This window comes from Corynebacterium testudinoris (assembly GCF_001021045.1).
In the GTDB taxonomy this organism is placed as follows: domain Bacteria; phylum Actinomycetota; class Actinomycetes; order Mycobacteriales; family Mycobacteriaceae; genus Corynebacterium; species Corynebacterium testudinoris.
This window is the reverse complement of record NZ_CP011545.1, coordinates 1-23,529: the sequence shown is the minus strand read 5'-3', so window position 1 is coordinate 23,529 and position 23,529 is coordinate 1. Positions and strand designations below refer to the sequence as shown.

20 protein-coding genes and 2 tRNA genes are annotated in these 23,529 nt (G+C 61.7%); 6 read left to right on the top strand and 16 right to left on the bottom strand.

All coding sequences use genetic code 11. From position 1 onward, the window contains the following. Positions 1 to 18: 18 nt before the first annotated feature. The gene (locus CTEST_RS00110; RefSeq protein WP_047252004.1) at positions 19 to 675 is read right to left on the bottom strand and encodes an SDR family NAD(P)-dependent oxidoreductase; all 657 of its coding nucleotides are present in this window, start codon (positions 673 to 675) and stop codon (positions 19 to 21) included. Between the two features lies 1 nt (position 676). Between CTEST_RS00110 and CTEST_RS00105 the strand changes: the two genes are divergently transcribed. The 3 genes from CTEST_RS00105 (at position 677) to CTEST_RS13180 (ending at position 5,121) form a co-directional block, all read left to right on the top strand. Continuing rightward, positions 677 to 1,459 (top strand): alpha/beta fold hydrolase, encoded by a 783-nt coding sequence (locus CTEST_RS00105; RefSeq protein WP_052844248.1) that lies wholly within the window; start codon positions 677 to 679, stop codon positions 1,457 to 1,459. Between the two features lie 610 nt (positions 1,460 to 2,069). Beyond that, on the top strand, positions 2,070 to 4,235 hold the full coding sequence (locus CTEST_RS00100) for an excinuclease ABC subunit UvrA (RefSeq protein ID WP_330217654.1): 2,166 nt from the start codon (positions 2,070 to 2,072) through the stop codon (positions 4,233 to 4,235). 175 nt (positions 4,236 to 4,410) lie between these two features. Further along, positions 4,411 to 5,121 carry an IS6 family transposase gene (locus CTEST_RS13180; RefSeq protein ID WP_083985363.1) on the top strand — a complete coding sequence of 237 codons (711 nt, stop codon included), beginning with the start codon at positions 4,411 to 4,413 and terminating at the stop codon, positions 5,119 to 5,121. Here the strand turns inward: CTEST_RS13180 and CTEST_RS00090 are convergent. From CTEST_RS00090 to gyrA, 10 genes are all read right to left on the bottom strand, one after another. Further along, positions 5,032 to 7,767 (bottom strand): hypothetical protein, encoded by a 2,736-nt coding sequence (locus CTEST_RS00090; protein ID WP_047252001.1) that lies wholly within the window; start codon positions 7,765 to 7,767, stop codon positions 5,032 to 5,034. The genes CTEST_RS13180 and CTEST_RS00090 overlap by 90 nt on opposite strands. Beyond that, complete coding sequence (locus CTEST_RS13495; RefSeq protein WP_144413178.1) at positions 7,760 to 8,254, bottom strand: hypothetical protein; 495 nt, start codon at positions 8,252 to 8,254, stop codon at positions 7,760 to 7,762. Before CTEST_RS13495 ends, CTEST_RS00090 begins: the two co-directional genes overlap by 8 nt. 176 nt (positions 8,255 to 8,430) lie before the next feature. Next, positions 8,431 to 8,562 carry a hypothetical protein gene (locus CTEST_RS13880; protein ID WP_269082322.1) on the bottom strand — a complete coding sequence of 44 codons (132 nt, stop codon included), beginning with the start codon at positions 8,560 to 8,562 and terminating at the stop codon, positions 8,431 to 8,433. Positions 8,563 to 8,922: 360 nt separating this feature from the next. Further along, positions 8,923 to 9,525 (bottom strand): hypothetical protein, encoded by a 603-nt coding sequence (locus tag CTEST_RS00075; protein ID WP_144413176.1) that lies wholly within the window; start codon positions 9,523 to 9,525, stop codon positions 8,923 to 8,925. 113 nt (positions 9,526 to 9,638) lie between these two features. Next, positions 9,639 to 10,298, bottom strand: a complete 660-nt coding sequence (locus CTEST_RS00070; protein WP_052844246.1) for a hypothetical protein — start codon at positions 10,296 to 10,298, stop codon at positions 9,639 to 9,641. After that, the gene (locus CTEST_RS00065; protein ID WP_047251998.1) at positions 10,291 to 11,112 is read right to left on the bottom strand and encodes a TIGR04255 family protein; all 822 of its coding nucleotides are present in this window, start codon (positions 11,110 to 11,112) and stop codon (positions 10,291 to 10,293) included. Before CTEST_RS00065 ends, CTEST_RS00070 begins: the two co-directional genes overlap by 8 nt. Before the next feature lie 707 nt (positions 11,113 to 11,819). Beyond that, positions 11,820 to 11,892, bottom strand: a tRNA-Ala gene (locus tag CTEST_RS00060). 7 nt (positions 11,893 to 11,899) lie between these two features. Further along, positions 11,900 to 11,976 (bottom strand) — tRNA-Ile (locus tag CTEST_RS00055). A 100-nt stretch (positions 11,977 to 12,076) separates the two neighbouring features. Continuing rightward, positions 12,077 to 12,418, bottom strand: a complete 342-nt coding sequence (locus tag CTEST_RS00050) for a DUF3566 domain-containing protein (protein WP_047251997.1) — start codon at positions 12,416 to 12,418, stop codon at positions 12,077 to 12,079. Between the two features lie 3 nt (positions 12,419 to 12,421). Next, positions 12,422 to 14,992 carry a DNA gyrase subunit A gene (gene gyrA / locus CTEST_RS00045; RefSeq protein WP_047251996.1) on the bottom strand — a complete coding sequence of 857 codons (2,571 nt, stop codon included), beginning with the start codon at positions 14,990 to 14,992 and terminating at the stop codon, positions 12,422 to 12,424. Between the two features lie 125 nt (positions 14,993 to 15,117). Here gyrA and CTEST_RS00040 point away from each other — a divergent pair, with 125 nt between their 5' ends. The 3 genes from CTEST_RS00040 to CTEST_RS00030 all read left to right on the top strand — a co-directional run bounded on the left by CTEST_RS00040 (position 15,118) and on the right by CTEST_RS00030 (position 16,301). Then, positions 15,118 to 15,330, top strand: coding sequence for a CopG family transcriptional regulator (locus CTEST_RS00040; RefSeq protein ID WP_047251995.1), 213 nt, complete (start codon positions 15,118 to 15,120; stop codon positions 15,328 to 15,330). Positions 15,331 to 15,340: 10 nt separating this feature from the next. Next, the gene (locus CTEST_RS00035) at positions 15,341 to 15,604 is read left to right on the top strand and encodes a hypothetical protein (protein WP_047251994.1); all 264 of its coding nucleotides are present in this window, start codon (positions 15,341 to 15,343) and stop codon (positions 15,602 to 15,604) included. 250 nt (positions 15,605 to 15,854) lie between these two features. After that, a complete protein-coding gene (locus tag CTEST_RS00030; RefSeq protein ID WP_047251993.1) occupies positions 15,855 to 16,301 on the top strand; it encodes a DUF6918 family protein in 447 nt (148 codons plus the stop codon). On the opposite strand, the gene gyrB is transcribed toward CTEST_RS00030, so the two are convergent. The 5 genes from gyrB to dnaA form a co-directional block, all read right to left on the bottom strand. Beyond that, positions 16,298 to 18,352 carry a DNA topoisomerase (ATP-hydrolyzing) subunit B gene (gene gyrB / locus CTEST_RS00025; RefSeq protein ID WP_047251992.1) on the bottom strand — a complete coding sequence of 685 codons (2,055 nt, stop codon included), beginning with the start codon at positions 18,350 to 18,352 and terminating at the stop codon, positions 16,298 to 16,300. The two genes, CTEST_RS00030 and gyrB, sit on opposite strands and share 4 nt — an antisense overlap. 126 nt (positions 18,353 to 18,478) lie before the next feature. Next, entirely contained in the window at positions 18,479 to 18,991 is a 513-nt protein-coding gene (locus CTEST_RS00020; protein ID WP_047251991.1) for a DciA family protein, read from the bottom strand. Further along, the gene (recF, locus tag CTEST_RS00015) at positions 18,988 to 20,166 is read right to left on the bottom strand and encodes a DNA replication/repair protein RecF (RefSeq protein ID WP_047251990.1); all 1,179 of its coding nucleotides are present in this window, start codon (positions 20,164 to 20,166) and stop codon (positions 18,988 to 18,990) included. The genes CTEST_RS00020 and recF overlap by 4 nt, the downstream gene beginning before the upstream one ends. 33 nt (positions 20,167 to 20,199) lie before the next feature. Continuing rightward, positions 20,200 to 21,387, bottom strand: a complete 1,188-nt coding sequence (gene dnaN / locus CTEST_RS00010; protein ID WP_047251989.1) for a DNA polymerase III subunit beta — start codon at positions 21,385 to 21,387, stop codon at positions 20,200 to 20,202. A 507-nt stretch (positions 21,388 to 21,894) separates the two neighbouring features. Then, positions 21,895 to 23,421, bottom strand: a complete 1,527-nt coding sequence (gene dnaA, locus CTEST_RS00005) for a chromosomal replication initiator protein DnaA (protein WP_047251988.1) — start codon at positions 23,419 to 23,421, stop codon at positions 21,895 to 21,897. Positions 23,422 to 23,529: the final 108 nt, after the last annotated feature.

Sequence of the window (23,529 nt, the reverse complement as noted above, 5' to 3'; positions counted from 1 at the left end):
GCCTCGCACGCATGCGGATCACTGCCCGACAATGACCCGGAAATCGCCGGGCACGGAATGAAGCTGCCAGACGCGTTCAGCGAGCGCCGCAGGATCGTAGAGCGGATCGCCGCCACCGATGGCGCCGGGGATGATGAGCTGCCGGACGTTGACATGCTTGTCGACGACGGCGTCGTGAAGCATCGCGCCATACGCCGACTCACCAGCGAAAGCGGTCGACGTACCCGCGACGATGCCATTCGGGTGGACGGCGCTCGCGCCGTTGATGAGGAGGATCGAGCCGACGCCGCGCGCCATCATGCCGGGCAGAACCTGCCGGATTGCCGCGACGGGACCAAGAATCGATTGCTCAGTCGCGGCCTGCAGATCTTCCACCGTCGTGTCGAGCACCGGCTTCAAGAACTCCGCACTGGGCACCGGGCTGAACTGCAGCACCTCGATCGGACCAAGCTCCTCCGCGGCCTGCGTGAGCGCCCGGGCGAGGGACTCACGGTCGCGCACATCAGCAACGTATCCCCTCGCAGTGATCCCCTCCCCAATGAGATCCTGCTCCAGGGCCTGGAGTTTTCCCGCATTGCGGGAGATGAGAGCGACATCGAAAAGCTCCCGGCCGAAGCGCCGAGCAACAGCGGCACCGAGACCGGGGCCAGCCCCAGCGATGGCGATGGTAGGCATAATGGTGGTTCCTTTCGTGTGGACCTTTACTATCGACGTCCACGCTACGACGATCCTGCGTCGGCTGGAAGACCCTGTGAGTACCACCAATACGGTTGCCAATGCGAGAATGGTGGGCATGGACGGCACGGACGGCGAACACACCGTAGTCTTCATCCACGGGCTCGGCGACAGCCCCGACGCGTGGAACTACCAGGTCAGCCACCTTCCGTCCGGATTCACCGGCATGGCCATCGGAATTCCTGGCCTCAGGGCGGGGGAAGAACCCAGCGGGGAATTCTCACTCGCCGCCGCCGCGGCGGGCATCGTCGCGGAGTTGGACCACCGGGGCGTCGATAAGCTTCACCTGTGCGGACTGTCGTTGGGGGCGATGATCACACTGCAGATAGCCATCGACTACCCGGAGCGAGTGCGCTCACTCACCCTGGCGGCCGGACAGGTGAAGCCACCGCGGGTATTGATGCGGATCCAGACCACGGTCATGCGGCTCGTGCCGGCGCGATTGCTTGCCCGGAGTGGCGTGCGAAAGCCCCAGCTGCTGTCCGTTCTGCGCGGCGTAGCAGAGGCAGATTTTTCCACCCACCTGGCTGACGTCACCGCACCGACATTGGTACTCTGCGGATCCAAAGATCGGGCAAACCTGCCAGCCGCGCGTGCCCTCGCCGCCGGCATCCCCGACGCCGACCTCAACTTCATCGGCGGCGCCGGGCACCAGGCGAATACGCAGAAGCCCGAGCTCTTCACTGCTGCCCTGAATGGGTTTCTCAGAAGCCAGAATCGATAGAGCGCAGAGCTCAAGCGGCCAGCGGGACACGGAGAGTTGCCAGCACCTACGAGGGACCCACCACCTACCGAGATGGATACCAGCACGGTTTGCCAGGAACCCAAAACCCGGCGCCGACAGCGCGAGCCGACCCCCGCCGGTTGATGGCCCAGTCTTATAACTGACACTTGAAGAACGGAAGATTCCCTTGATACCCTACAGGGGTAACCTGCCCCATCGAGCGTGTCGGGAAGGGGGCGGCGTGCCGCTTCAAGAGTCAGGACGAACGGGCGATCCCCCTCCGGCTGCAATCGCCGTACGAGGCGCTCGGGTGCACAACCTGAAGAACCTCGACCTTGACGTGCCCCTAAATGCGCTGGTTGCAGTCGCAGGAGTGTCCGGGTCGGGAAAATCGTCCCTGGCGCTAGGGGTGCTGTATGCAGAAGGGGCACGCCGATATATCGAGGCCCTGTCAACGTATACGCGACGGCGGATGTCTCAAGCAGCACGGGCGGATGTGGACGCGGTGCGCCACGTTCCTGCGGCGCTTGCGTTGCGCCAACGGCCCGGAGTTCCGAGTGTGCGGTCGACGTTTGGGACATCGACTGAACTCTTAAACGTGTTGAGGGTGATGTTCTCCCGCCTGGGGTCGCACCAGTGCCCGAACGGACACCGGCTCGCGCCCACGATCGACGTTGCAGCGGGTCTGGAGTTGACGTGCCCGGTATGCGGGATAGTGTTCGATCCCCCAGGGGCGGAGGATCTCGCATTCAATTCCGAGGGCGCCTGCCCGACCTGCTCCGGCACCGGCACGGTTCGCGATATCGACGATGACTCCTTGGTACCGGATCCATCGAAGACGATCGCCGACGGGGCAGTTGCTCCGTGGGGGATGTTTGGGTTGGCTTTAATGCCGCGAGTTGTCGCCGAGATGGGGGTACGCACCGACGTGCCCTACTACGACCTAACCGAGGCAGAACGGGAGGTCATCCTCGATGGGTCGGAGGAGAAGCGACAGATCCTAGCGCCATCCAAAAGCGGGAAGCTGTTCGACCTGAGCGTCACCTATCGCAACGCGCGCCAGGCTGTGCGCGAGGCGATGCAGAATGCCACAAGCGAGAAAGGCCTCGCGCGCGTGAGTCGCTTCATCACGACCCACACTTGCCCGACCTGCCACGGCACGCGCCTATCTGAAAAGGTGCGCAGCACGAAGCTGGCGGGTATCGATCTCGCGCAGGCCAGTGCGCTCACGTTGGATGAAGCCGTCGCGTGGGTACCGACCGTGATCGAGGAACTTCCTTCGGACATGCATCCGATGGCACGTGTGATCGCGAGCCAGTTCGCCGAGATGGCCCGGCGTCTCGTGCAGCTCGGGCTGGGCTACCTTACCCTCGACCGTGCCAGCACCTCATTGTCAACCGGGGAGCGGCAGCGGGTACAACTGGCTCGGGCGGTTCGCAACGAGACCACCGGGGTGCTGTACGTGCTCGATGAGCCTTCCGTCGGGTTACACCCAGCCAACCTCGACGGCTTGATTGGAGTTATGCGAGATCTTCTTGACGGCGGCAACTCCGTGGTGATGGTCGATCATGACGTACAGATGCTGCGCGAGGCGGACTGGATGATCGAGATCGGGCCGGGTTCCGGCACCGAGGGCGGCACCATCCTCGCTCAGGGCGACCTGCCTACCGTGACCGCAGACCCGTCCTCCCTGATCGGCCCGTTCCTGATGGGAGCCGAGAACCCGATCGTGCGCGAGCGGGCGAGCGCGGAGAACGTGTTCGAGCGGGGCGACTTGCACCTAGTGACGTCGTCGATCCACACGGTGCACGCGCTGGATGTGAAGATCCCGCAGGGCCGGCTGACGGCAGTGACGGGTATGTCCGGCTCCGGAAAGACCACCTTGGTGCTCGACAGCCTCATCCCCGCGCTTCATTCCCTCCACAGCGACGAACCACTTCCCGACCACGTCGTCTCCCTGGATACAGCCGGCATCACCCACGCGAATGTGGTGGACGCGACCCCGATCGGGGTGAATGTACGCTCCACAATCGCAACCTACTCCGGAATTCTCGACGACCTGCGCCGCGCCTACGCCGCCACTGACACCGCGACGCAGGCTCAGCTAAGCGCAGCGGACTTCTCCTACAACACTGGCTCGCTGCGATGCCCGCGCTGTGAGGGAACCGGTCAAGTCGTTCTCGACGTGCAATTCTTGCCCGATGTCGACATTGCCTGCCCCGACTGCCACGGCACCCGATATGCACCCAACGCCGACCAGTATCTCCTCGAAACCACCGACGGCCCCCGCTCGTTGCCAGCGCTGTTTGCGATGACCGTACGGCAAGCGCACGGTGCCCTCGGCGGACGGACAAAGATCCAGAAGAAGCTCCAAACCTTGATCGATCTGGGTCTGGGCTACCTCAACCTCAGCGAGAACACGCCCGCACTATCCGGCGGAGAAGCGCAACGCCTCAAACTTGCAGGCGAGCTCAGCCGCGACCAGTCAAATACCCTGTTCGTGCTCGACGAGCCCTCCGTCGGCCTGCACCCGTTGGACACCCGCGTGCTCATCGGCGTCCTCGACCGTCTCCTCGCCAAGGGCGCGACGATCATCGTCATCGAGCACGACCTCGACCTCATCGCCAATGCCGACCACATCATTGACCTGGGCCCCGGAGGCGGCGCCGCAGGCGGACGCATTGTTGCCACCGGCACGCCCGAACAGGTCGCCGCGAACAACAGCAGCATCACTGGACGCTACCTGCGCTCCTTACTACAGATAGATGCCTCCTGAGGTGGCCGAGACTCAGCCTCAATCGAGCACGTGGGCAGCAAAGCAACACTCGAAGCCGTGAGCTAGAACGGCAACCTTTGGCCCCAGCGCAATGGTGCGTCAACACAGACCTAAAGCAAAGGGTGCTGTTGCAAAGTTGAGGCAGTAGGAAGAGCGACGTGAAATAATCACAGCCATGGGTATCTTCTCGGGTCGTCATTTCCCTCGCGAGGTCATCCTGTGGGCGGTGCGGTGGTACTGCCGCTACGGGGTGAGCTACCGAGACTTGGAGGAAATGATGACCGAGCGGGGCGTGCCGGTTGATCACACCACGATCTACCGCTGGGTCCAGAAATACGCCCCTGAGCTGGACAAGCAAACACGGTGGTACCGGCAGGTACCTGATTGGCAGGCCAGTTCCTGGCGGGTGGATGAGACCTATATCCGGGTCGGCGGCAGGTGGTGCTACCTCTATCGGGCGATCACCGCCGGTGGCCAGACCCTGGACTTTTACCTCTCTCCGAAGCGGAACGTGGCCGCAGCGAAGCGTTTCCTGGCCAAGGCCCTCAGATCCAATGCGTCAGCCGGGTATCCCAGAGTGATCAACACCGATAAAGCACCCTCCCTAGCCAGGGCAATCGCCGAGTTGAAGTCAGAGGGAATCTGCCCGCCAACAGTGGAACACCGGCAGGTGAAATACCTCAACAACATCCTGGAAGGCGACCATGGTCGGCTGAAGCGGATCCTCGGGCCGAAAGGCGCGTTTAAGAACCGGACATCTGCATATCGGACGTTGAAGGGGATGGAGGCGATGCACTCATTGCGGAAAGGGCAAGGCACGATGTTTGCCTACGGGCAACCGAACCCGGACGCGGTGATCGTCAACCGGGTCTTCGAGACGGCCTGAGAACGCCCACACGCAGCAACCATTAGGGAATGAGAAACTGAGTCTTCGCTGCTCTCCGCCCAACTTTGCAACAGCACCAGTTTCCAACTCACCGTCCAGCTCTAGCGCCTCCAAGAGCCTGGGGAGCCACCATGAAGCCGGAAACCTCTCACTTCGAATGAACCAGTAGAAGTCCTTGAGCTCAGCCTTGTCTTCCGGATGTGCCTTGACGTGATGAACCCGCTCGTCCCAAAGGTTAGCAAGCTGGTCACGGATAGCGTCGTCGACGATTTCGGTGTGCATGAATGACCAAGCCGTGTGCCCGATCGCTTCACCACGCGTCTCAGGGTCCGCTCGTGTGTAGAACTCGGTGCGTAGCGGGTCATCTTCGCCGATGTGCCCTCGAATGATCGCTGCAACCACCCACTGGCCGATCCGTTGCTGCGGAGAAACGTCGTTACCCCACCCGATCGCGACCTTATCGGCGCTTTCGATCGCGGCAATCATCGGGTCCGAAAGGAGTCGATAGAGATCTGGGTGGTAATAGTGCATGGCGATCGCTGTCGTCATCGCGACCTGTTGGTTCCGATCGGACCCCAAGTGCGTGCCGAAGTAGGTGGGGAGACTCTCCACGAGCCAATCGTGAGCATGGGTGAATAGTCTTCCGAGCCCCTCACCGAGGACCGCCCGCGAGGCTCCCCGAGGATCATCCAGCGCGAGCTGATCACTGAGTGCTTCGATGGCTCGGGAGTGCCATGGGCGATCCTCGCCGAGGCCAACAAGGTTGACTAACCCCCGGAGCAAGATGGGCCACCTCCAGTTCAGCGAGACCATAAGCGGATCCCATTCAGACTCCTCGCCCAGCGTACCGACGTACTCACTCCATTCAGAAGTTCCGGATGCAGCGGCCAGGAGTTGATTCGCGATCTGGCTCAGTTGCTCCTCGGAAAGCTTCGCATCCGAGGCTTTTGAAGCCAAGTGGGTCAGGAACCGGATCGCAACTTTCTTAGTCTCCGTGAAGTCGGGATCGTCATCGAAGCGCCCACTCTCGACCGGAAAATCAGACGCATCGGAATGACCGAGGATGTCCGCGATGAGAGCCAATACTTGCGTCCAAGGTAGGTCAAGTTCAGCCTTGAACGCTCCCTCCCAGCCGTTGAGCAAGGCCCGCAAGTAGGTCGGGCGTAATCGGTGGGCGAGATCTCGCTGTCCAGCCAATGCCTGTGGGTTGCTGGTGATGACCGTCTCAAGCACTCTTGCCTGTCCTTCATGGGAAGGCCTTGGACCCCAGCCGTCGCCCTTGTCATGCCAGCCTTCCAATTGGGACACGAGTTCCATCGGCTCCAGGGCTACCATCTCCACCAGAGCCATCGGGCTGTTCGGACCAGTCCAGCCCGAAGTCTTCAATGTGGGACGCAAGGGATCGTCGACTACGCCGTCTTCAGCGTCTAGCTCGTCCAATTGCTCCCGGAGAATGCTCGGCAGGAGTTCTCGCCCAACACCGGCCAGCACACGGTGCCGCCAATGCCTTTCCAATTGTGCGATCTCGTTCTGAGTCTCGGCATCTGACTCACTCTGGTCACACAGGTTGCGCTTGAGTCGCGCTGCTGCCCGCTCCGTGACGTGACCTGATGCCAGCACGTTTTCCAGTGGGTCAAGTTCAGCAGGAGACACAGTGCCTAGCGCTTGGAGGAGCCTAATGAAGTCCGAGACAGCGAGTTGGTCGCGGGACTTGGCGTCCAGCATGAGCTCCCGCGCGACCGAAACCAGTTCGGCGTTCACAGTCTCTTCAGCCGCCTGGCGCCCAAGGACGTGCGCGACTGCATAGAGCGAGATGCGGCGCACGATGAGGGTCGAGTTCCCGTTGAGTGCCGCCCATGCCGCAAGTGGTTCACGCTCCAGATGCTCAACTGCCGCGTCGCGCACGGCATCGATCAACGCATCCTGAACCTCGTGGTGGTTGTTCCGCCCCTGGGCGATCTCAAAACGTCCATAGCCGCTGTGGTCGTAGTCCTCTCCGATACTCCGTTCTTTCTCTTCGTAGAGGGTGAGCCAAGGAAGGATGACCTTCAATGCGCTCCCCCCTAAAGCACGGGTCACCCTTGGAAGCCCGCGTGAATACCAATGTGCCTTCAACTCGGTCACCGGGTAACCATCAGTCCCCGCATCCTTTCTTGGCCGGAACAACTTATTTGCGAACGAAACACCGAACTTCGTTTCGCCACCCTCCAGCAGGTTGACAGCAAATGACACGAGATCCCGCGGGTCAGTACGCCACCCGTAACCGCTAACCTTCCAGCCATCTATGACCGGCTTCAAATTGGCGGCGATGGCCGAAGGCATGCGGGAGCCCGCAGAGAATACGATTCGGCGGACCCAGGAGTTGCTACTACCTGCCAGGGAGCCTAGAACTTCGGCAACTTCGGCAGGCACATGCTCCGCCATCAGATTCAAGTAGCTAGCTTCAGGCCAGTACTTCTCGCTAACAGTGCCGTCGCTTCCGACCTCTGGTTCGGGCGGACTGCTGAACGCTCCAGCGTCAGCGAGCGGCTTGACCCAGAGCGGATTCTTAAGCCCTTCGTAGAAGGCTCGACGAAGTTGGAAGGAAGTCAATCTACGCAGCGCCGCTTGAATCTGCTCTTCGGTAGGAACCTGATACTCAGCCACCGACCTCGCCTCCCTCATTGAGCTGATTGGCCTCGGCGAGCAGGTCCTCAATCGCGTGCAGGCTGTCGAAGAACTCAGCTCTGACACCGTCCATTAGAGTCTCGGCCAGCTCAACCTGCCGCCTCAGGTCGTCATCGGAAGGGATTGACTCCGGACCGCTTTCCTCGTCGTGGAGGTGCGCCCACTTCACGAAGAATACAGTGATCTCCCTCCACTCACGGACCACCGGATGATTGGCATTTCCGTCATCGGTGAGCAGCGCGGCAGCATTGGCCGCTACTCGGCCATCTTCGGCTACAGCAGCTTTGACCAGTTCATGGAGGAAAACTGCCAACTCTTTCGGGACGGGAACGTTCTCCACCTCTTGAAGGAGATCAAGGTTCGGAAAGCGCGCAACGAGGGCCGGCAGCTTCCGTACGTGGGTCGAACTCCTTGGGCCACCACTCGCAGATCCCGCGCTCCCGAGGGCCTCTGGAAGGCGATTCATGACTTCTCTCATTGAGTGACAGATGTGCGAGACACGAGTCCGCTCATCGCCCGGCTTAGAGGCACTGGCAAGCAATTCACGAGCCGCCCGGTACATGCTCGCCAGGTCTGGGCGCTTCTCTTCCAGCCAGTCCGTGATTCGCGCTTGGCGATCTTTAGACGTTTGCACTAGTCCGTTCAAGGCCCATGATCCTCCCCTAACTCATCGGCTACCCGAGCCGCGAACTCCAGGTCGGTGCGGATGACGTACTTCTCCGCCCCAACCGACCTGTCGCGCAGGGCACCAACCACGTCGGTCACGGCCGACATGTCGGCCTCGGCTGGACGTGTGACCTCGACGATGCGCCGCTGGGCTGCGGACTTCGGATTAGGCAGGTGGGCCTTGTGAGCTTGAAGACCTGTCGCGCTTTGACGGACACGCCTAGGTCGGCAGCCTCGGGCAGGTAGCACACGGGCCCGGCCTTGTAATTGGCAGTCGTTGAGGGGAAGCGGGCGCTAGCCTTGGCCTCAATCTCGGGGCTGACCTCGTCGAAGCGATTCTCGGCGTATGCCAGTAATATCACCCCTAGTATCACGGCGCGGAACTGCCGGCCGACAGCGAGAAGTGAGCTTGGCGCTTGTCAGTCGCTGTCCAGAGCGTAGCCCGAACTCTGGCGAGGTCAGTCGCTCTCACGCTTTGTTCCATTCTCTGAGCTCCTGGCGCATCGCGCGCCGGATCATGCTGTGCGACTGAGGGTTCTTCAGCAATTCTTGATAGGTCGAGCCGTCCCTGTCAGCTCGCAGCCAGTCCAGGCACGCTTGGGTCTCCACCCTCAGATCATCACCGCCAGCTTCGTCGCACCACTCCTCGATTAGGTCGGCTTCCTCGTAGAAGGCGACGGTCTGCTCGTGAAACGTGTGGGTGGGCACCACGACTCTGGAGCTGTAGTGCACCCAACGCTGAAGCAGCAGGTTTACTCCGTACGGCGACAGGGAGGCGATCCGCGAGGAAAGGATGGTGGGCGCCACCGTGTAGAGTTTATCGAAGTTTGCTGCCTGGTGTCTTCTCTGACTCGTCACTTCGGGGTGGATGTTAGGCAGCGGCATCAGGTTGAAGTTGCCTCCCGTCCAACCCAGCTCGTCGATTTCCTTGCGGTTTGTCACCTCAGCGACGAGGACCTGCCAAGCGAGATCGACGCCATTCGTGCGCATCGAACACGGGTGCTGTAAAACCACGACTGAGCGCGCTTTTACCTTACCTGTGGACCCGGGCAGATCCACTTTGGTAAACACATCGCCAGTGAAGATGGGTCGTGTCGCTCCCACTTCGTCTCCGCGCGCCCGGTAGAGAGCATCCCAACCGGGGACACCCTCTACATACGGGGATTCGAGGTCGTGACCCAAGATCAGCCCTTCATGCGAATCGACTGGCTGCCGTCGCCCGCCTCGAACACCTCAAAATCTGACCGATACCGTTCGCGCCAATCTGGGTCGAACTCCGACAGCAGCGCGTCGGGGTCTACATGACCGCTCGCGAACTCGAACACTAGGTCAGCGCGGTTGGCCGCGTAGAGCACGATAGGCGTGACAGGAGCAGAGGAAGATAGCGGCATCTCGAACCAGGAAGCGATCTCATCGACCATGTAGTGACTCGTGATCAAATCGCACGCCGCAAGCAGGCTTGCAATCCGAAAACGGCTTTCGCCCGATGCCTTCTCACCCTTCCGCCACTTCTGCACTGCAGGCACACTCACGCGAACCATCCGCGCTATGTCGCGCCACGCGAATCCGAAATCCGCCAACTCGGTGAGCATCGATGTCACACTGGCTTTGCCTCGTTCAGTTGCCGCCATGCGCCACTCGTCCTCGTGGGTGCGCTTGTGAAGGTCGTCGACATCGTCGTGAAGCGCGCGGGCGACACTCCGGATACCTCCGACCTCCGTCGTCCGACGAGGCGGTGTCAGTCGCGTCTCCGTCAGATTCCGAGTGAACGTGGATTCGCCCGCGGTGGCGCGTGTTCCCAGTGCTGACTCCACTGCTGCATTCCGCATCAACGTATCAGTCATTTCGCAGCACTTCCTCTCGTAGTCGATCGGTAATCACACTCTCAAACAGCCCGCGCACCGGCTCATGTAGTGAGTCGGCCTGGCTCAGTATGAAGTCCACGTCAAACTCGGGCACTTCGTCGGCTGCTTGCCAGAAACTGTCGATGTCCAGCTTGAAGAGGGGACCCGGAGACGGGAGCGGGCGACGCAGATCGGGCGTCGACTGCACGGCATAGTCGTTCTGCGCGCCGTACCTCAACACCAATGCGTGATCGCTACCCCCTGAGTAGACGAAGACCCCTTCGTTGGCCACCGGTAAGAGGCCCAACTCCTCACCAACGTGCGTGGGCCCCAGCAGGGAAGCATCCACCCACTGCTCCCACGCGGGCACGCTACTTCCGTTCTCGGCGGGAACCCTAATCTCGTCGATGTACCGAAGCCCGATCCGCTCGACTCCGGCCGGGGGCGCAACTGCCAGGCGCGCCTGAAACACGATGTCGAGCAAGTTACGCATCCTATTGTAACTTCCGTAGTCGGTGGTCTCGATCACCAGGCTGTCTGGGCGGACCGACAGCGCAGTCCGCTTGTCGCGACTAGTCCACCTTGGGAAGCTCCTGACGACCTGGTGCTGAGTCGGCGGACCATCCGTGTTTGCCTCCAAAGTAACTGAGACTTCGTTCATCTCGCCTGGCAAGGGCAGCAGGTGCTTGACTCGCGCCGACAACGCCGCCACCTGCTTGCGTTCGAGTGGCTCGCACGGCGGATGCCGCACCTCAATCGCCATCAGGACGATGGGCGCGCTCGGGTAAATCTCTCGCTCCCTCACGTAGATCATGCTACCTGTGTTGCAACCAAAACGACAACCAGAAACGCCGTTCCGTTCTGTGTTACACCGCCCAGCGATACCCCTAAGCTCAGAGAGCAGAGCCCGCAGGCTGATCGGCCCGCCATCGTTCGCGGAGCGCATCGTGAATCACAGCGGGGCGATTGTAGAGGGTCTTGAAGCTTGGTTGGTCGGAGCCATCAATCAGATGTCTGTGGTCTACCCGGACCGCTTCGCGTTCTACCTTTAACTATTAGGCCCCGCACGCAAACAACCAGAAACACCATTAAGCCCGGGACTTGACAATTTCTGATCTGTGGCTCAACCACGGCTAGCCAATGCTCGACGGCTTCACCAACGCTAGGGACTTCAACCACAGGGACAACAGCAGCCGGAGACTGCCACACCCCAAGATCAATGGACCTTCGAACACCAGCAAGCCACGCCAGAGCTGCAAGATCATCCGGGAAAGTGTTTGGTGCCTTGTGCGCCTGGCCATCCGGGCCAAGGTATCTCGCCTGAACCCGCCCGCTAGGAAGTTTTCGGGTGGAACCCCAAGAATTCCGTGCCATAAACGTGCCATAACTACCCCTGCCCGGTACCGGACAGTCGCGCCGGGCCAAGGTGTCGTGCCATAATGGATCTGTCCTTGAGCAGGACAAACACCGGAAACGGAAAACAGGCCAGAAGGTGAAAACACCCTCTGACCTGCTTGTCTGTGGAGCATAGGAGAATCGAACTCCTGACCTTCTGCTTGCAAAGCAGATGCTCTACCAATTGAGCTAATGCCCCATGTTCCTGGTGGGCCTAGCAAGAATCGAACTTGCGACCTCATCGTTATCAGCGATGCGCTCTAACCGACTGAGCTATAGGCCCTGGGAACAGAGAGTACATTACCCAGACGGGCACAAATAAGACAAATCGCCTGGTTAGACACGTTAAAGTGCTTAACCAGGCGACTGCCTTCTACTAGCCGTTAGGCCTCTTCTTGCAGGCGCATTTGGATGCCTCCGAAGAGGTCGACGATGGCGTTGTAGATGATCGCGCCGAGGGGAGCCAGGACGGTCACGAGGATGGCCCAGATGGCGCCGAGGAGGGCTGCGATGGAGATGACGAGCCCGAAGCTGATGACTTGGTCTGCGCCGACGTCACCGATGAGGGAGTTGGCTTTGTCCCAGACTCCGGCGGCGTCCATTCCGATGTAGAGCAGGACGACGGTGAGGAGCCAGGCGACGAGGCCGACGAGGGACATGGCTAGGGCGACTCGGAACGCGGAGAGTGGGGCTATCCGGGTGATCGCTACGTCTCGCTTGGCCATGGTTTACTCCTCGTCCTCGGTGAGGTCGTCCAGGCTGGTTTGGTTCTTCTTAGCCAGGTCGGCGGGTCCGTCGGCTTCACCCTTGGCTACTGCTTCGGCCTGTTCCTCGCCTTCGCCTTCGACGTTTTTGTCGATGGCGAGCAGTTCGACGCCGTCTTCGAGGTTGACCAGGCGCACGCCCATGGTGGCACGGGACGAGGGGCGGATCTGATTGACTTCGGTACGAATCACTCCGCCGACGGAGGTGATGGCGAGGATTTCGTCGTCTTCGTCGACGGCGAGGGCGCCGATGAGGCGGCCGCGCTTCGGGGTGTACTTGAAGGTGACCACGCCGAGGCCGCCACGACCCTGGGAGGTGTATTCGCTCAGTGCGGTGCGCTTGCCGTAGCCGCCGGAGGTGGCCACGAGGAGGTATTCGCCGTCGCGGACGACGCACATGGCGAGGAGCTGGTCGTCGCCGCGGAAGCGCATGCCCTTGACGCCGGCGGTGGCGCGGCCCATGGGGCGTAGTTGTTCGTCGTCGGAGCTGAAGCGGATGGACTGGCCTTGCTCGGAGACGAGGAGGAGGTCGTCGTCTTCGGCGCAGAGGGCGGCGCCGATGAGGCGGTCGTCCTCGTTGAGGTTGATGGCAATCAAACCGGCGGAGCGGGCGGATTCGTAGTCCGTGAGGCGGGACTTCTTCACGCGGCCGTGGGCGGTGGCCAGGACGAGGTAGGGGGCATCTTCGTAGCTTTGGAGCTGGATGACCTGGGCGATGCGTTCTTCTGGCTGGAATTCCAGCAGGTTGGCCACGTGCTGGCCGCGGGCGGTGCGGGAGGTTTCGGGCAGTTCGTAGGCCTTGAGGCGGTAGACGCGGCCGAAGTTGGTGAAGAAGAGGATCCAGTCGTGGGTGGAGGAGACGAAGAAGTGGCGGACCACGTCGTCTTGTTTGAGTTCAGCTCCGCGCACACCCTTGCCGCCGCGGCGCTGCGACTTGTAGGCGTCGACCTTGGTGCGCTTGGCGTAGCCGGTGGAGGTGATGGTGACCACGACGTTTTCGCGGGCGATGAGGTCTTCTTCGGAGACGTCACCGGTGGCGGCGATGATCTGGGTGCGGCGTTCGTCGCCGTACTTGGTCACGATCTCTTCGAGCTCGTCGTGGACGATGGAGCGCTGGCGCTCGGGCTTGGCCAGGATGTCCTTGAGGTCGGCGATCTTGAGCTCGACCTCGGCCAGTTCGTCGACGATCTTTTGTCGTTCGAGAGCGGCGAGGCGGCGCAGCTGCATCGCGAGGATGTGGTCGGCCTGGATCTCGTCGACGTCGAGAAGCGACATGAGGCCGGTACGGGCCTCTTCCACCGTCGGGGAGCGACGGATGAGGGCGATGACTTCGTCGAGCATGTCGAGGGCCTTGACCAGGCCGCGGAGGACGTGGGCGCGTTCTTCCTTTTCGTCGAGGCGGAACTGGGTGCGCCGGACGATGACCTCGATTTGGTGCGCGACGTAGTAGCGCAGCATCTGGTCGAGGCGGAGGGTGCGCGGCACGCCATCGACGATGGAGAGCATGTTCGCGCCGAAGTTGGTCTGCAGCTGGGAGTGCTTAAACAGGTTGTTCAGCACGACGCGCGGCACGGCGTCGCGCTTGAGGGTGACCACGATGCGCAGGCCCACGCGATCGGACGATTCGTCCTCGATCTTGGAGATGCCCGCGAGCTTGCCCGAGGCAACCTGCTCGGCGATGTTGGCGATGAGGTTATCGGGGTTGACCTGGTACGGAAGCTCGGTGATGACGATCGTCTGGCGGTTGTTGGCCTCCTCGATGGAGGTGACACCACGCATGCGGATCGAACCACGGCCGGTGGTGTACGCGTCCTTGATGCCGGAGTCACCGACGATGAGCCCGGAGGTCGGGAAGTCGGGGCCTTTGACGAAGGACATGCAGGCCTCGAGGGCCTCCTTCTCATCGGCGTCGAAGTTCTCCAGGAGCCAGTAGATGGCGTCGGCGAGCTCGTTGAGGTTGTGCGGCGGGATGTTCGTTGCCATGCCCACGGCGATGCCGCCGGAGCCGTTCATCAGGAGGTTGGGCACGCGCGCCGGCAGGACGTCGGGTTCCATGGTCTTGCCGTCGTAGTTCGGGGAGAAGTTGACGGTGTTCTCACGGATGTCGCGGACCATCTCCATGGCCAGCGGCGACATCTTGCACTCGGTGTATCGCATGGCGGCGGGGCCGTCGTTGCCGCGGGAGCCGAAGTTACCCTGGCCGTCGACCAGCGGGTAGCGCATGTTCCACGGCTGGGCGAGGCGCACCAGCGTGTCATAAATAGCAACGTCGCCGTGCGGGTGGAACTGACCCATCGTGTCGGACACGGGTCGGGCCGACTTCACGTAGCCGCGCTCGGGGCGGTAGCCGGAGTCGAACATGGCGTACATGATGCGGCGGTGCACCGGCTTCATGCCGTCGCGGACCTCCGGCAGGGCGCGACCCACGATGACGGACATCGCGTAATCGATGTAGCTGGTCTGCATCTCCTCATTGATATCGATGGGGAGAATCCGGTCGAAGAGGTCTTCTCCTCCGGTGTTATCGTCGCTCATGGGCGCCTTCCTGATAGGGATCTAGACCCAGGCAATTCTACCCTTCCGCGGCTATAAAGGCCGCTTCCGCGCCCCAAGGAAGCTTATCGACGTCCCAGTGGTATCACTCTGGTATCAATGAGGACATGGCGATGACCCTGAGATTGACCCCGGAACAAGACCGCGCGCTCACCCTGCTGGCCGAGGCTCAAGGCTCCAGCAAGCACGAGGCCGCGGTGCGCGCCATCCTCAGCTCCGCTTCCCGTCTGCTTAACGACGCCGCGGTGGCCCAACTCGCCCACGATCTCATCCCCGGTCGTGCGGCCCTTCAGGCCCGCCTGCGGCAGGCCCGGGGATAGCAGCAGATAGATGCGCCCCCTCAGCCCGGAGCAGCTCCTGCTTATCGCCGATGAGTTCTGCGAGTTCCATCGCTGCCAGGTCCGTTCCTTCTCCGCCCTCGTCGCGGCTGCAGCGGTGCCGGGTGCCCGCCTCGACGGGGTGTGGGTGCACGCGTCTGTGTCCGCAGCGGCGGCGGCACTCCAGGAGGCGGTCAGTCAGCTCCGGCCGCTGGACAGGCACAACGCGGAATTTGGGGCGCTGTGCCGTGAGGTATATCTCCACTGGGCGACATAACGCTCACCAGATCTTGCTCTGAGATCACGGGAGTGTGTAGAGTTTGTAACCGTTGTGGTTGCAGTTAATTAGAGTGAAACATGTGACTCGAAGGATCTGCGGCGGAAGAACCACAACGACAGCGATCTCCGTCGTTGTCCCCACCAGCTTTTTAGCCGGTGAGTGCAACCATGGTGATCGCTTTTTGCTGTCTCAGGCAAAAGTCTCGGGTTAAGATAGGTGCTTTCCATCACACGACGAAAGGCTCCCCATGTCCGATCTGTCCCAGCTGCTCAACGATGACAAACGCGAGGCCGTTGTCGCCGACCTGGCCACTTTCGCCGACGCGACCGTCTCCGCCCAGTCCGGAATCACCGGCACCGCCATCAAGGGCGCCGTCGCCGCGGCAAAGAAGGTGGACGGCGACATCATGACCAAGGGCGTTCGCCGCATGCTGCCCGACATCCTCGGCGACCTCCAGCCGCACTGGCAGGCCTACCAAGAGGATGCGGCCGGAGCAGCCGACTTCGGGTCCTTCCTCGAGGGCCGGAAGGACCAGGTCATCGATTCTCTCATGGGCGTGGCCGACCGCAACGCCGAGCAGATCACGGTCCCGGCGCTGGCCAAGGCCTACAACGCCCTGCGCGGCAAAGGTGCCAAGGTCATTGAACCGACCGTCCCCGAGTTCGGCCGGATCCTGGAAAAGCACATGAACTAGACGTCCAAGAAACGGACGTCCTTCGCCTTGCGGGTGATGAAGGAACGGCGGGCCGCCACATCATCGCCCATGAGGATGGAGAAGAGCTCGTCTGCCCGCTGGGCATCGAGCAGATCCACGCGACGCAGCAGGCGGGTGTGTGGGTCGAGGGTGGTCTCCCACAGCTCGGACGGGTTCATCTCGCCCAGACCCTTGTAGCGCTGGATGCCATCATCGGTGTTGATCTTGCGTCCGGCGGCCAGGCCTTCCGCAATCTCCGAGTCGCGCTCCGCATCCGAGTAGGCGTAGCCGGGCTCGCCCGAACGCCACTTGAGCTTGTACAGCGGCGGGTTAGCCAAGTAGACGTGTCCCTCTTCGATCAGCTGCGGCATGAAGCGGAACAGCAAGGTCAGCAGCAGGGTCGCGATGTGCTGGCCATCGACATCGGCGTCGGCCATGAGGACGATCTTGTGATACCGCAGGCGCGAAATATCAAATTCCTCGTGGATACCGGTACCCAGGGCCGTGATGATGGCCTGGACTTCGGCGTTCTTGAGCACCTTGTCCATGCGGGCCTTTTCCACGTTGAGGATCTTTCCTCGCAGCGGCAAAATCGCCTGGTACATGGAGTCACGGCCGGCCTTAGCGGAACCACCGGCCGAGTCACCCTCCACGATGTAGAGCTCAGAAGCACTCGGGTCCTTGGAGCGGCAATCAGCCAGCTTGCCCGGCAGACCGCCGAGATCGGTCGCGGACTTCCGGCGCACCAATTCACGGGCCTTGCGGGCCGCGATGCGGGCCTGCGAGGAGGACACCGCCTTGCTCACGATCGCCTTGGCCTCCGCCGGGTTGGCCTCCAGCCAATCGCCCACATGGGAGTTGACCATGCGCTGCACGAAGGAACGAATCTCGGTGTTGCCCAGCTTCGTCTTCGTCTGGCCCTCGAACTGCGGATCACCGACGCGGACGGCTACGACAGCAGCGATACCCTCGCGGCAATCCTCACCGGTGACGTTCGGATCCTTATCCTTGATCAGACGGTGATCGCGGGCGTACTTATTCACCAGCGAGGTCAGCGCCGAGCGGAAGCCCTCTTCGTGGGTGCCACCCTCATGCGTGTTGATCGTGTTGGCGAAGGTGTGGACGGACTCCTTGTAGCCACTGTTCCACTGCATGGCCACTTCGACCTCGTGGTCATCGCCCTTGGCCTCAAAGCCGACGATCGACGGGTGGATAACAGACTTGGACTTGTTCAGGTGATTGACGTAGTCGACCAGCCCGTTCGGGTAGTGGTAAACCACCTTCTTTTCGCGCTTCTTCGGCGTCTTCGGGGCAGCACCGGCCGGTGCTTCTTCAGCCTCGATGTCATCGAAGGAAGAGCCGTCGATCGGCTGAGCGGTATCGCCCTCCTCCGCCAACGCCTCGAGTTCCAGCTCCGCCTCGGACACGCGCTCGTCCTTGAGCGTGATGGTCAGGCCCTTGTTGAGGAAGGCCATCTCCTGCAGGCGGCGCGCAATGACGTCGTAGTTGAAGTCGGTCTCTTCGAAGATCTCGGCGTCCGGCCAGAATCGAATCGTCGTGCCGGTACCGCGGGCGTTGCCACCCTCCACCAGATCTTCGGGCACAGCATTGTTGAAGTTTTGCAGCCAGTGCTTTCCATCGCGCTTGATGTCAGCCTCGACGCGGGTGGACAGCGCGTTGACCACGGAGATACCGACGCCGTGGAGGCCACCGGACACCGCGTAGGAATCAGAGTCAAACTTGCCGCCAGCGTGCAGCTGGGTCATAACGACCTGGACGGTCGGGGCACCGGACGGGTGCATCTCGACGGGAATACCGCGGCCGTCATCGACGACCTGGACGCCACCATCGTGCAGGAGAGTGACGTCGACCTTGGTGGCCTCACCAGCCATCGCCTCGTCGACGGAGTTGTCCACGACCTCCCACACCAGGTGGTGCAGGCCGCGGGTACCGGTCGAGCCGATGTACATGCCGGGGCGTTTACGGACTGCTTCAAGACCCTCGAGAATCGTGATCGATGACGCGTCGTAATTGTGTTCAGCGTTTGCCACGTGAAACGAACACTCCTCGCTAGAAGTTAATGTCAGACTTTCTCATTCTACACCCAGTGGGTTCCTACTAGCCATGGGGTCGCGCGCGTCGGAGGGCCTTTCTCGCGCGTTTTTGGGCGGGTCGCCTTATCCGTAGGTGTCGCGGGGTCCCCGGCCCTTGACATGGAGTGGACCTTTCCGCCAGCTTGGGGCTCGCGGGCCGTAGATCTTCAACTCCGTGATGATGCCCGGGCCCACTTTCTCCGCGATGACCTGCAAAATCTGTCGCTGCATCATCCGCAGGTTAGTCGCCCACGCCGTCGAATCACAGGTGATGAACAGTGAGGTGTCCTTGATCATCTCCACTTTTGTGTGCTGGGCGATTTTCTCACCGACCAGCTCATCCCAGTGACCATTGACCCATCCACCGGCCATCCCCTTCTTCCAGCCGCGGTTGTCAATCTCGCGGCCAAGAATCGAACCGAAAGTATCCACCTCCAGGGGTCGCCGTGGCGCCCTCCCGTCCGGCCCGCTGGGTCGCCTGGCATAGGTGCTTGCCGAGGCTCCCTTCTTCCGCACCGGCGTCCGGGGAGGAGTGCCGGCCCGCTTACTCGCGGCCTTGAGCATCTGTTCAAATGCTTGCGAGACTGGATCGGTCATTGCTGCTCCTGCAGGACGCTGATTCGCCCGCCCTCTCCTTGTTCGACGGTGACCGTGAAGCGGTTGACGGCGGCGTCGGCAAGCGAGGCGAGATTGGCGGGCAGATCGCCGTCGACGGCGGCGGTGATGAGCACCTGCTCGGCATCGGCGGCGAGTTCCACGAGCTTTTCGCGGCGGCGGGCATCAAGTTCGGCGAAGACGTCATCGAGGATGAGGACGGGATCGGTGCCATCGGAGCGCAGCAGCGAGAACTCCGCCAAACGCAGGGAGAGAGCGTAGGACCAGGTTTCACCGTGGGACGCGAAACCCTTGGCGGGTTCGGCGCCCAGGTGAAGGAGTAGATCATCGCGGTGCGGCCCGACCAGCGACATCCCGCGTTCGATCTCGCGCTGGCGCTTTCGGCCCAACTCGGCGAGCATCTCCGCCTCGATGAGCTCAGGATCAGTGGAGTCGATGTCCACGGTCGAGCGGTAGCTGATGGACACTTCGCGGGATTCGGGCGCGATACCGGAGTAGGCGGCGTGAATATGACCGGCGAGCTCGGCCAACACCACGCGGCGGGCGGCGATGACCTGGGATCCGAAGCTGGCCAGCTGGCCATCCCATACGTCGAGGGTGGCCAGGACGCTCGCGCCATCGGCGTCATCGTAGCCTCGCCGCAGCGCCGAACCAGCGGATTTGAGCAGCGCATTGCGTTGGCGCAGCACTTTGTCATAGTCCGCCTTCACCCCGGCCAGGCGGGGCGTGCGGGTGGCAATGATGTCATCGAGGTAGCGGCGACGCTCCGCCGGCTCACCCCGCACGAGGGCCAGATCTTCCGGGGCAAACAGCACCGTCTTCACCACGCCGAGGATCTCGCGGGGTGAACCCAACTTCGTGCGATTGATTTGGGCCTGGTTCGCGGCGTGGGGCTTGATCAGCAGATGCGCGGTGAGTTCGCGGCCCTGATTGACGGCTGTTACCGAAATCCGAGCATTCTGCGCTGTCGTTCGCACCAGCGGGGCGTCGTGGGAGACCCGATGGGAACTCAAATGCGCGGCATAGCCGAGGGCCTCGACGATATTGGTTTTGCCGAAGCCATTGCGGCCCACGAACAAGGTGATTCCCGGCTCCAGCTCCACGGTCAGTTCGGCCCAGGAGCGAAAATCACGCAGGTCAATCGTCTTGATGAAGATACTAAAGTCACCCCTCTCGGGATCTGCTGGGGCTTAGCCCGGCAGGCGAACCGGCATGAGCAGGTAGGTGAAGTGAGTCTCCGGGGTGGGGAAGGTGCCGTCCTCGTTGGCCTCGGGGAGTTCTTCGGGCTCGGGCACCAAAATGGCCGGGCGGGAGGGCTCGGTGAAGCCGAAAACGACGCGGTTGCTGTGCACCACGGCGAGTCCGTCGCGCAGGTAGCCGGGGTTGAAGGCGATGGTTAGTTCATCCCGACCGACGAAGGCGCAGGGAAGGCGCTCTTCCGCATGCCCGGAGTCGGTGCCGCCGGCGGAGAGGATGAGCTCGCCTTCGGAGAATTCCATGCGGATCTGGGCGTTGCGCTCGGTGACCAGGCTGACACGGCGGATTGCCTCTTGCAGCGGAGCAACCTCAACAGAGGCCATCGACGTGTGGGTCTTGGGCAGCAAGGGCTGGATGTTCGGGAAGTCCGCGTCGAGCATGCGGGTGGTGGTCTCCCGGTTTTCGGTATGAACACCAAAAAGGCCGGCGGCGCCGATCTGGTCGCCTTGGCCCACCGCAATCTCGACCGGGTCGCTGGCCTGAGCATCAAGCGTGCGGGCATTGTCCAGCAGCGTTTTCGCCGGGATGAGCAGCTTGGCGCTGACATCGGGGGACGTGGGGGTCCACTCGCAGGTGCGCAGCGCCAGGCGGAAGCGGTCGGTCGCGGCCAGCCGAAGCTGGGCGCCCTGGACCTCCACGTGGACGCCGGTGAGCATGGGCAGGGTGTCATCCTTGCCCGCGGCGGCGGCAACCTGGGTGACAGCTTCGGCGAACAGTCGCGGGTCGATCGTGCCGGTGACCTCGGGCAATTGCGGGATCTGCGGGTAATCGTCGAGCGGGATCAGGGGAAGCTCGAAGCGGGAAGAACCACAAGCGACGATGGCTTTGGAACCATCGGACTGCACATCAACCGGCTTGTTGGGCAACGTGTTGACGATCTCGGCGATGAGCTTGCCGGCCACCGCGATGCGTCCTGGCTCAGCTACCTCGGCAGCGATGCGCACCTTGGAGGACACTTCGTAGTCGAATCCTGCGAACTCCAAACCAGCATCATCGGCGGTGATGAGCATGGCCCGCAGGACCGGTTGCGTCACCTTGCTGGGAAGGCCTTTGGCCACCCAGGCCACGGCGTTGGCCAGGTCATCCCTGGACACCCGGAATGACACTGCTTGCGACTCCATGCTGTCGGGGCTCCTCAAACTTCGCTCTCTTGCCACTCAAATAACAATCACCAACGTACCCTACGCAGCCGCCGTCCAAGCACCCGTGATTGTCATTCGCCTCCGGCTGCTTCGAGCGAGCCCGGCAGTTCTCCCCACATCCTCTTTCTTCTAGTTAATTGAGAGTTAAAAAGATGGTAGTAACAGTAAGTCCTGTGGAAGCTGTGGACGGAGGCTGAAATCACAAGGTCCGGCGCCACATCTGCCTTGTGATTCCCGTGTGGGATTGTTGTGGATAAATCGGGGCACATGTGGATAACTCCGTCGAGGCGAGAGTTGTGCACAGATCCGGGGTCGTTGCTTCACACGCCATCAACAGCGAAACCGGGGTTGTCCACATGCCCGCGCGGAGCTGCTCAACCACCATTTAGTGCCCTGAATCACCTAGTTACATTGCTGTAATTACACAGGTGTGGATAACACTGTGGACAAAGAAAAACCGCCAGCGTCCTGGCGGTTACACAATGCTTATCGACGTCCCCGGGTCTTAATCCGCTGCGTCAACAGCTGGATTTCATCGTAGGTGTCCCGCTTTTCTGTCATCTCCTTGCGGATCTTCCGATCCGCGTACATGACAGTGGTGTGGTCCTTGCCGCCGAACTCCTGCCCGATCTTGGGCAGGGAGAGATCGGTGAGCTCGCGGCACAAATACATCGCCAGCTGCCGGGCATGGGCAACCGAGCGAGTCTTGCCCGCACCCGTGAGGGTGTCCTGGGAAATATCAAAATGCTCGGCGGTGACTTCCATGATGGTCGTCGCGGTGATGTCGATGTCATCGGCGTCGGGAAGGATCTCCCGCAGCGCGCTCTCGGCCATGTCCATGGTGATCGGCTCGTTAATGAGGGAGGAATACGCGGAGACGCGGATGAGCGCTCCTTCGAGCTCGCGGATCGACGAATCAAAACGCGAAGCAATGAGCTCCAAAATTGCCCGATCGATCGTGGTGCCGTCGGCCTGGGCTTTCTTCTCCAAAATCGCGATGCGGGTCTCCAAGTCCGGTGGCTGAATATCCACCGGTAGGCCGCTTTCGAAGCGGGTGCGCAGACGATCCTCGAGGGTGGTCAGCTCCTTCGCTGGGCGATCGGAGGAGAGCACAATCTGCTTGTCCGCCTGGTGGAGAGCGTTGAAAGTGTGGAAGAACTCCTCCTGCGTGCCCTCTTTGCCGGCGAGGAACTGAATGTCATCAACCATGAGGATGTCCAAGTTGCGGTACCGGCGTTTGAACGTTTCCTGCCGGTCATCGCGCACCGAGTTGATGTAGTCGTTGGTGAATTCCTCGCTGGAGACGTACTTGACCCGCAGTCCTGGCTGCAGCACCTGGGCGTAGTGGCCGATGGCGTGCAAGAGGTGGGTCTTGCCCAAGCCGGAGCCACCCCAGATGAACAGCGGGTTGTAGGCGCGAGCGGGGTTTTCGGCGACGGCGACCGCAGCACTATTGGCAAAGCGGTTGGAGGAGCCCACGACGAAGCTTTCGAAGGTGTAGCGCGGGTTGAGGGACTTTTCCCGGTTGGGATCGTGCGCTGGTTTCTCGCGCGGCAACCGCTGGCTTTGTTGGTAGACGGTGGGTTGCTGTGGTGCTACGGGTGCCGCTGGCGTCTCGACGACCGCATGCGTCGTCGTCCATCCCGTCGTGGCTTCGGGCGTGGTTTCGTGCGTGGTTTCGTGCGTGGGCATGTACTGGTCCAACTGCATCTCAGCCTGCATCGCAGGGGGCTCGATGCTGACGGCGAGGCTGCAGGGACGGCCAGTGCGTTCGGTGAGCACTTTGACGAGGTGCTCCCCCATCTCATTTTCAATAACCTGTTTGGCCTTGGCATGGGGGGTAGCCAGTACTGCGTAGCCGTCGACCAGCACAATCGGTTGGGCGAGTTCCAAATACGCCCGCTGCTGGTGGGTGAAGGTGGGAATCGGCGAATCAGGACGATCTGCCTGCCGGTAAAGATCCTTTTTGATCTCTACCCACGTGTCAATCAGCGACGCCTGCTGTTCGGCCACCGGTACCTCGTTCCTCGTTTGTCTCATTTCGGGCGCACGACACCACCAGTAGTGAGCTGCCCAGCCGTATATCTGTCGCTGATGGAGGTTGTGCACTGTGTCATTCAC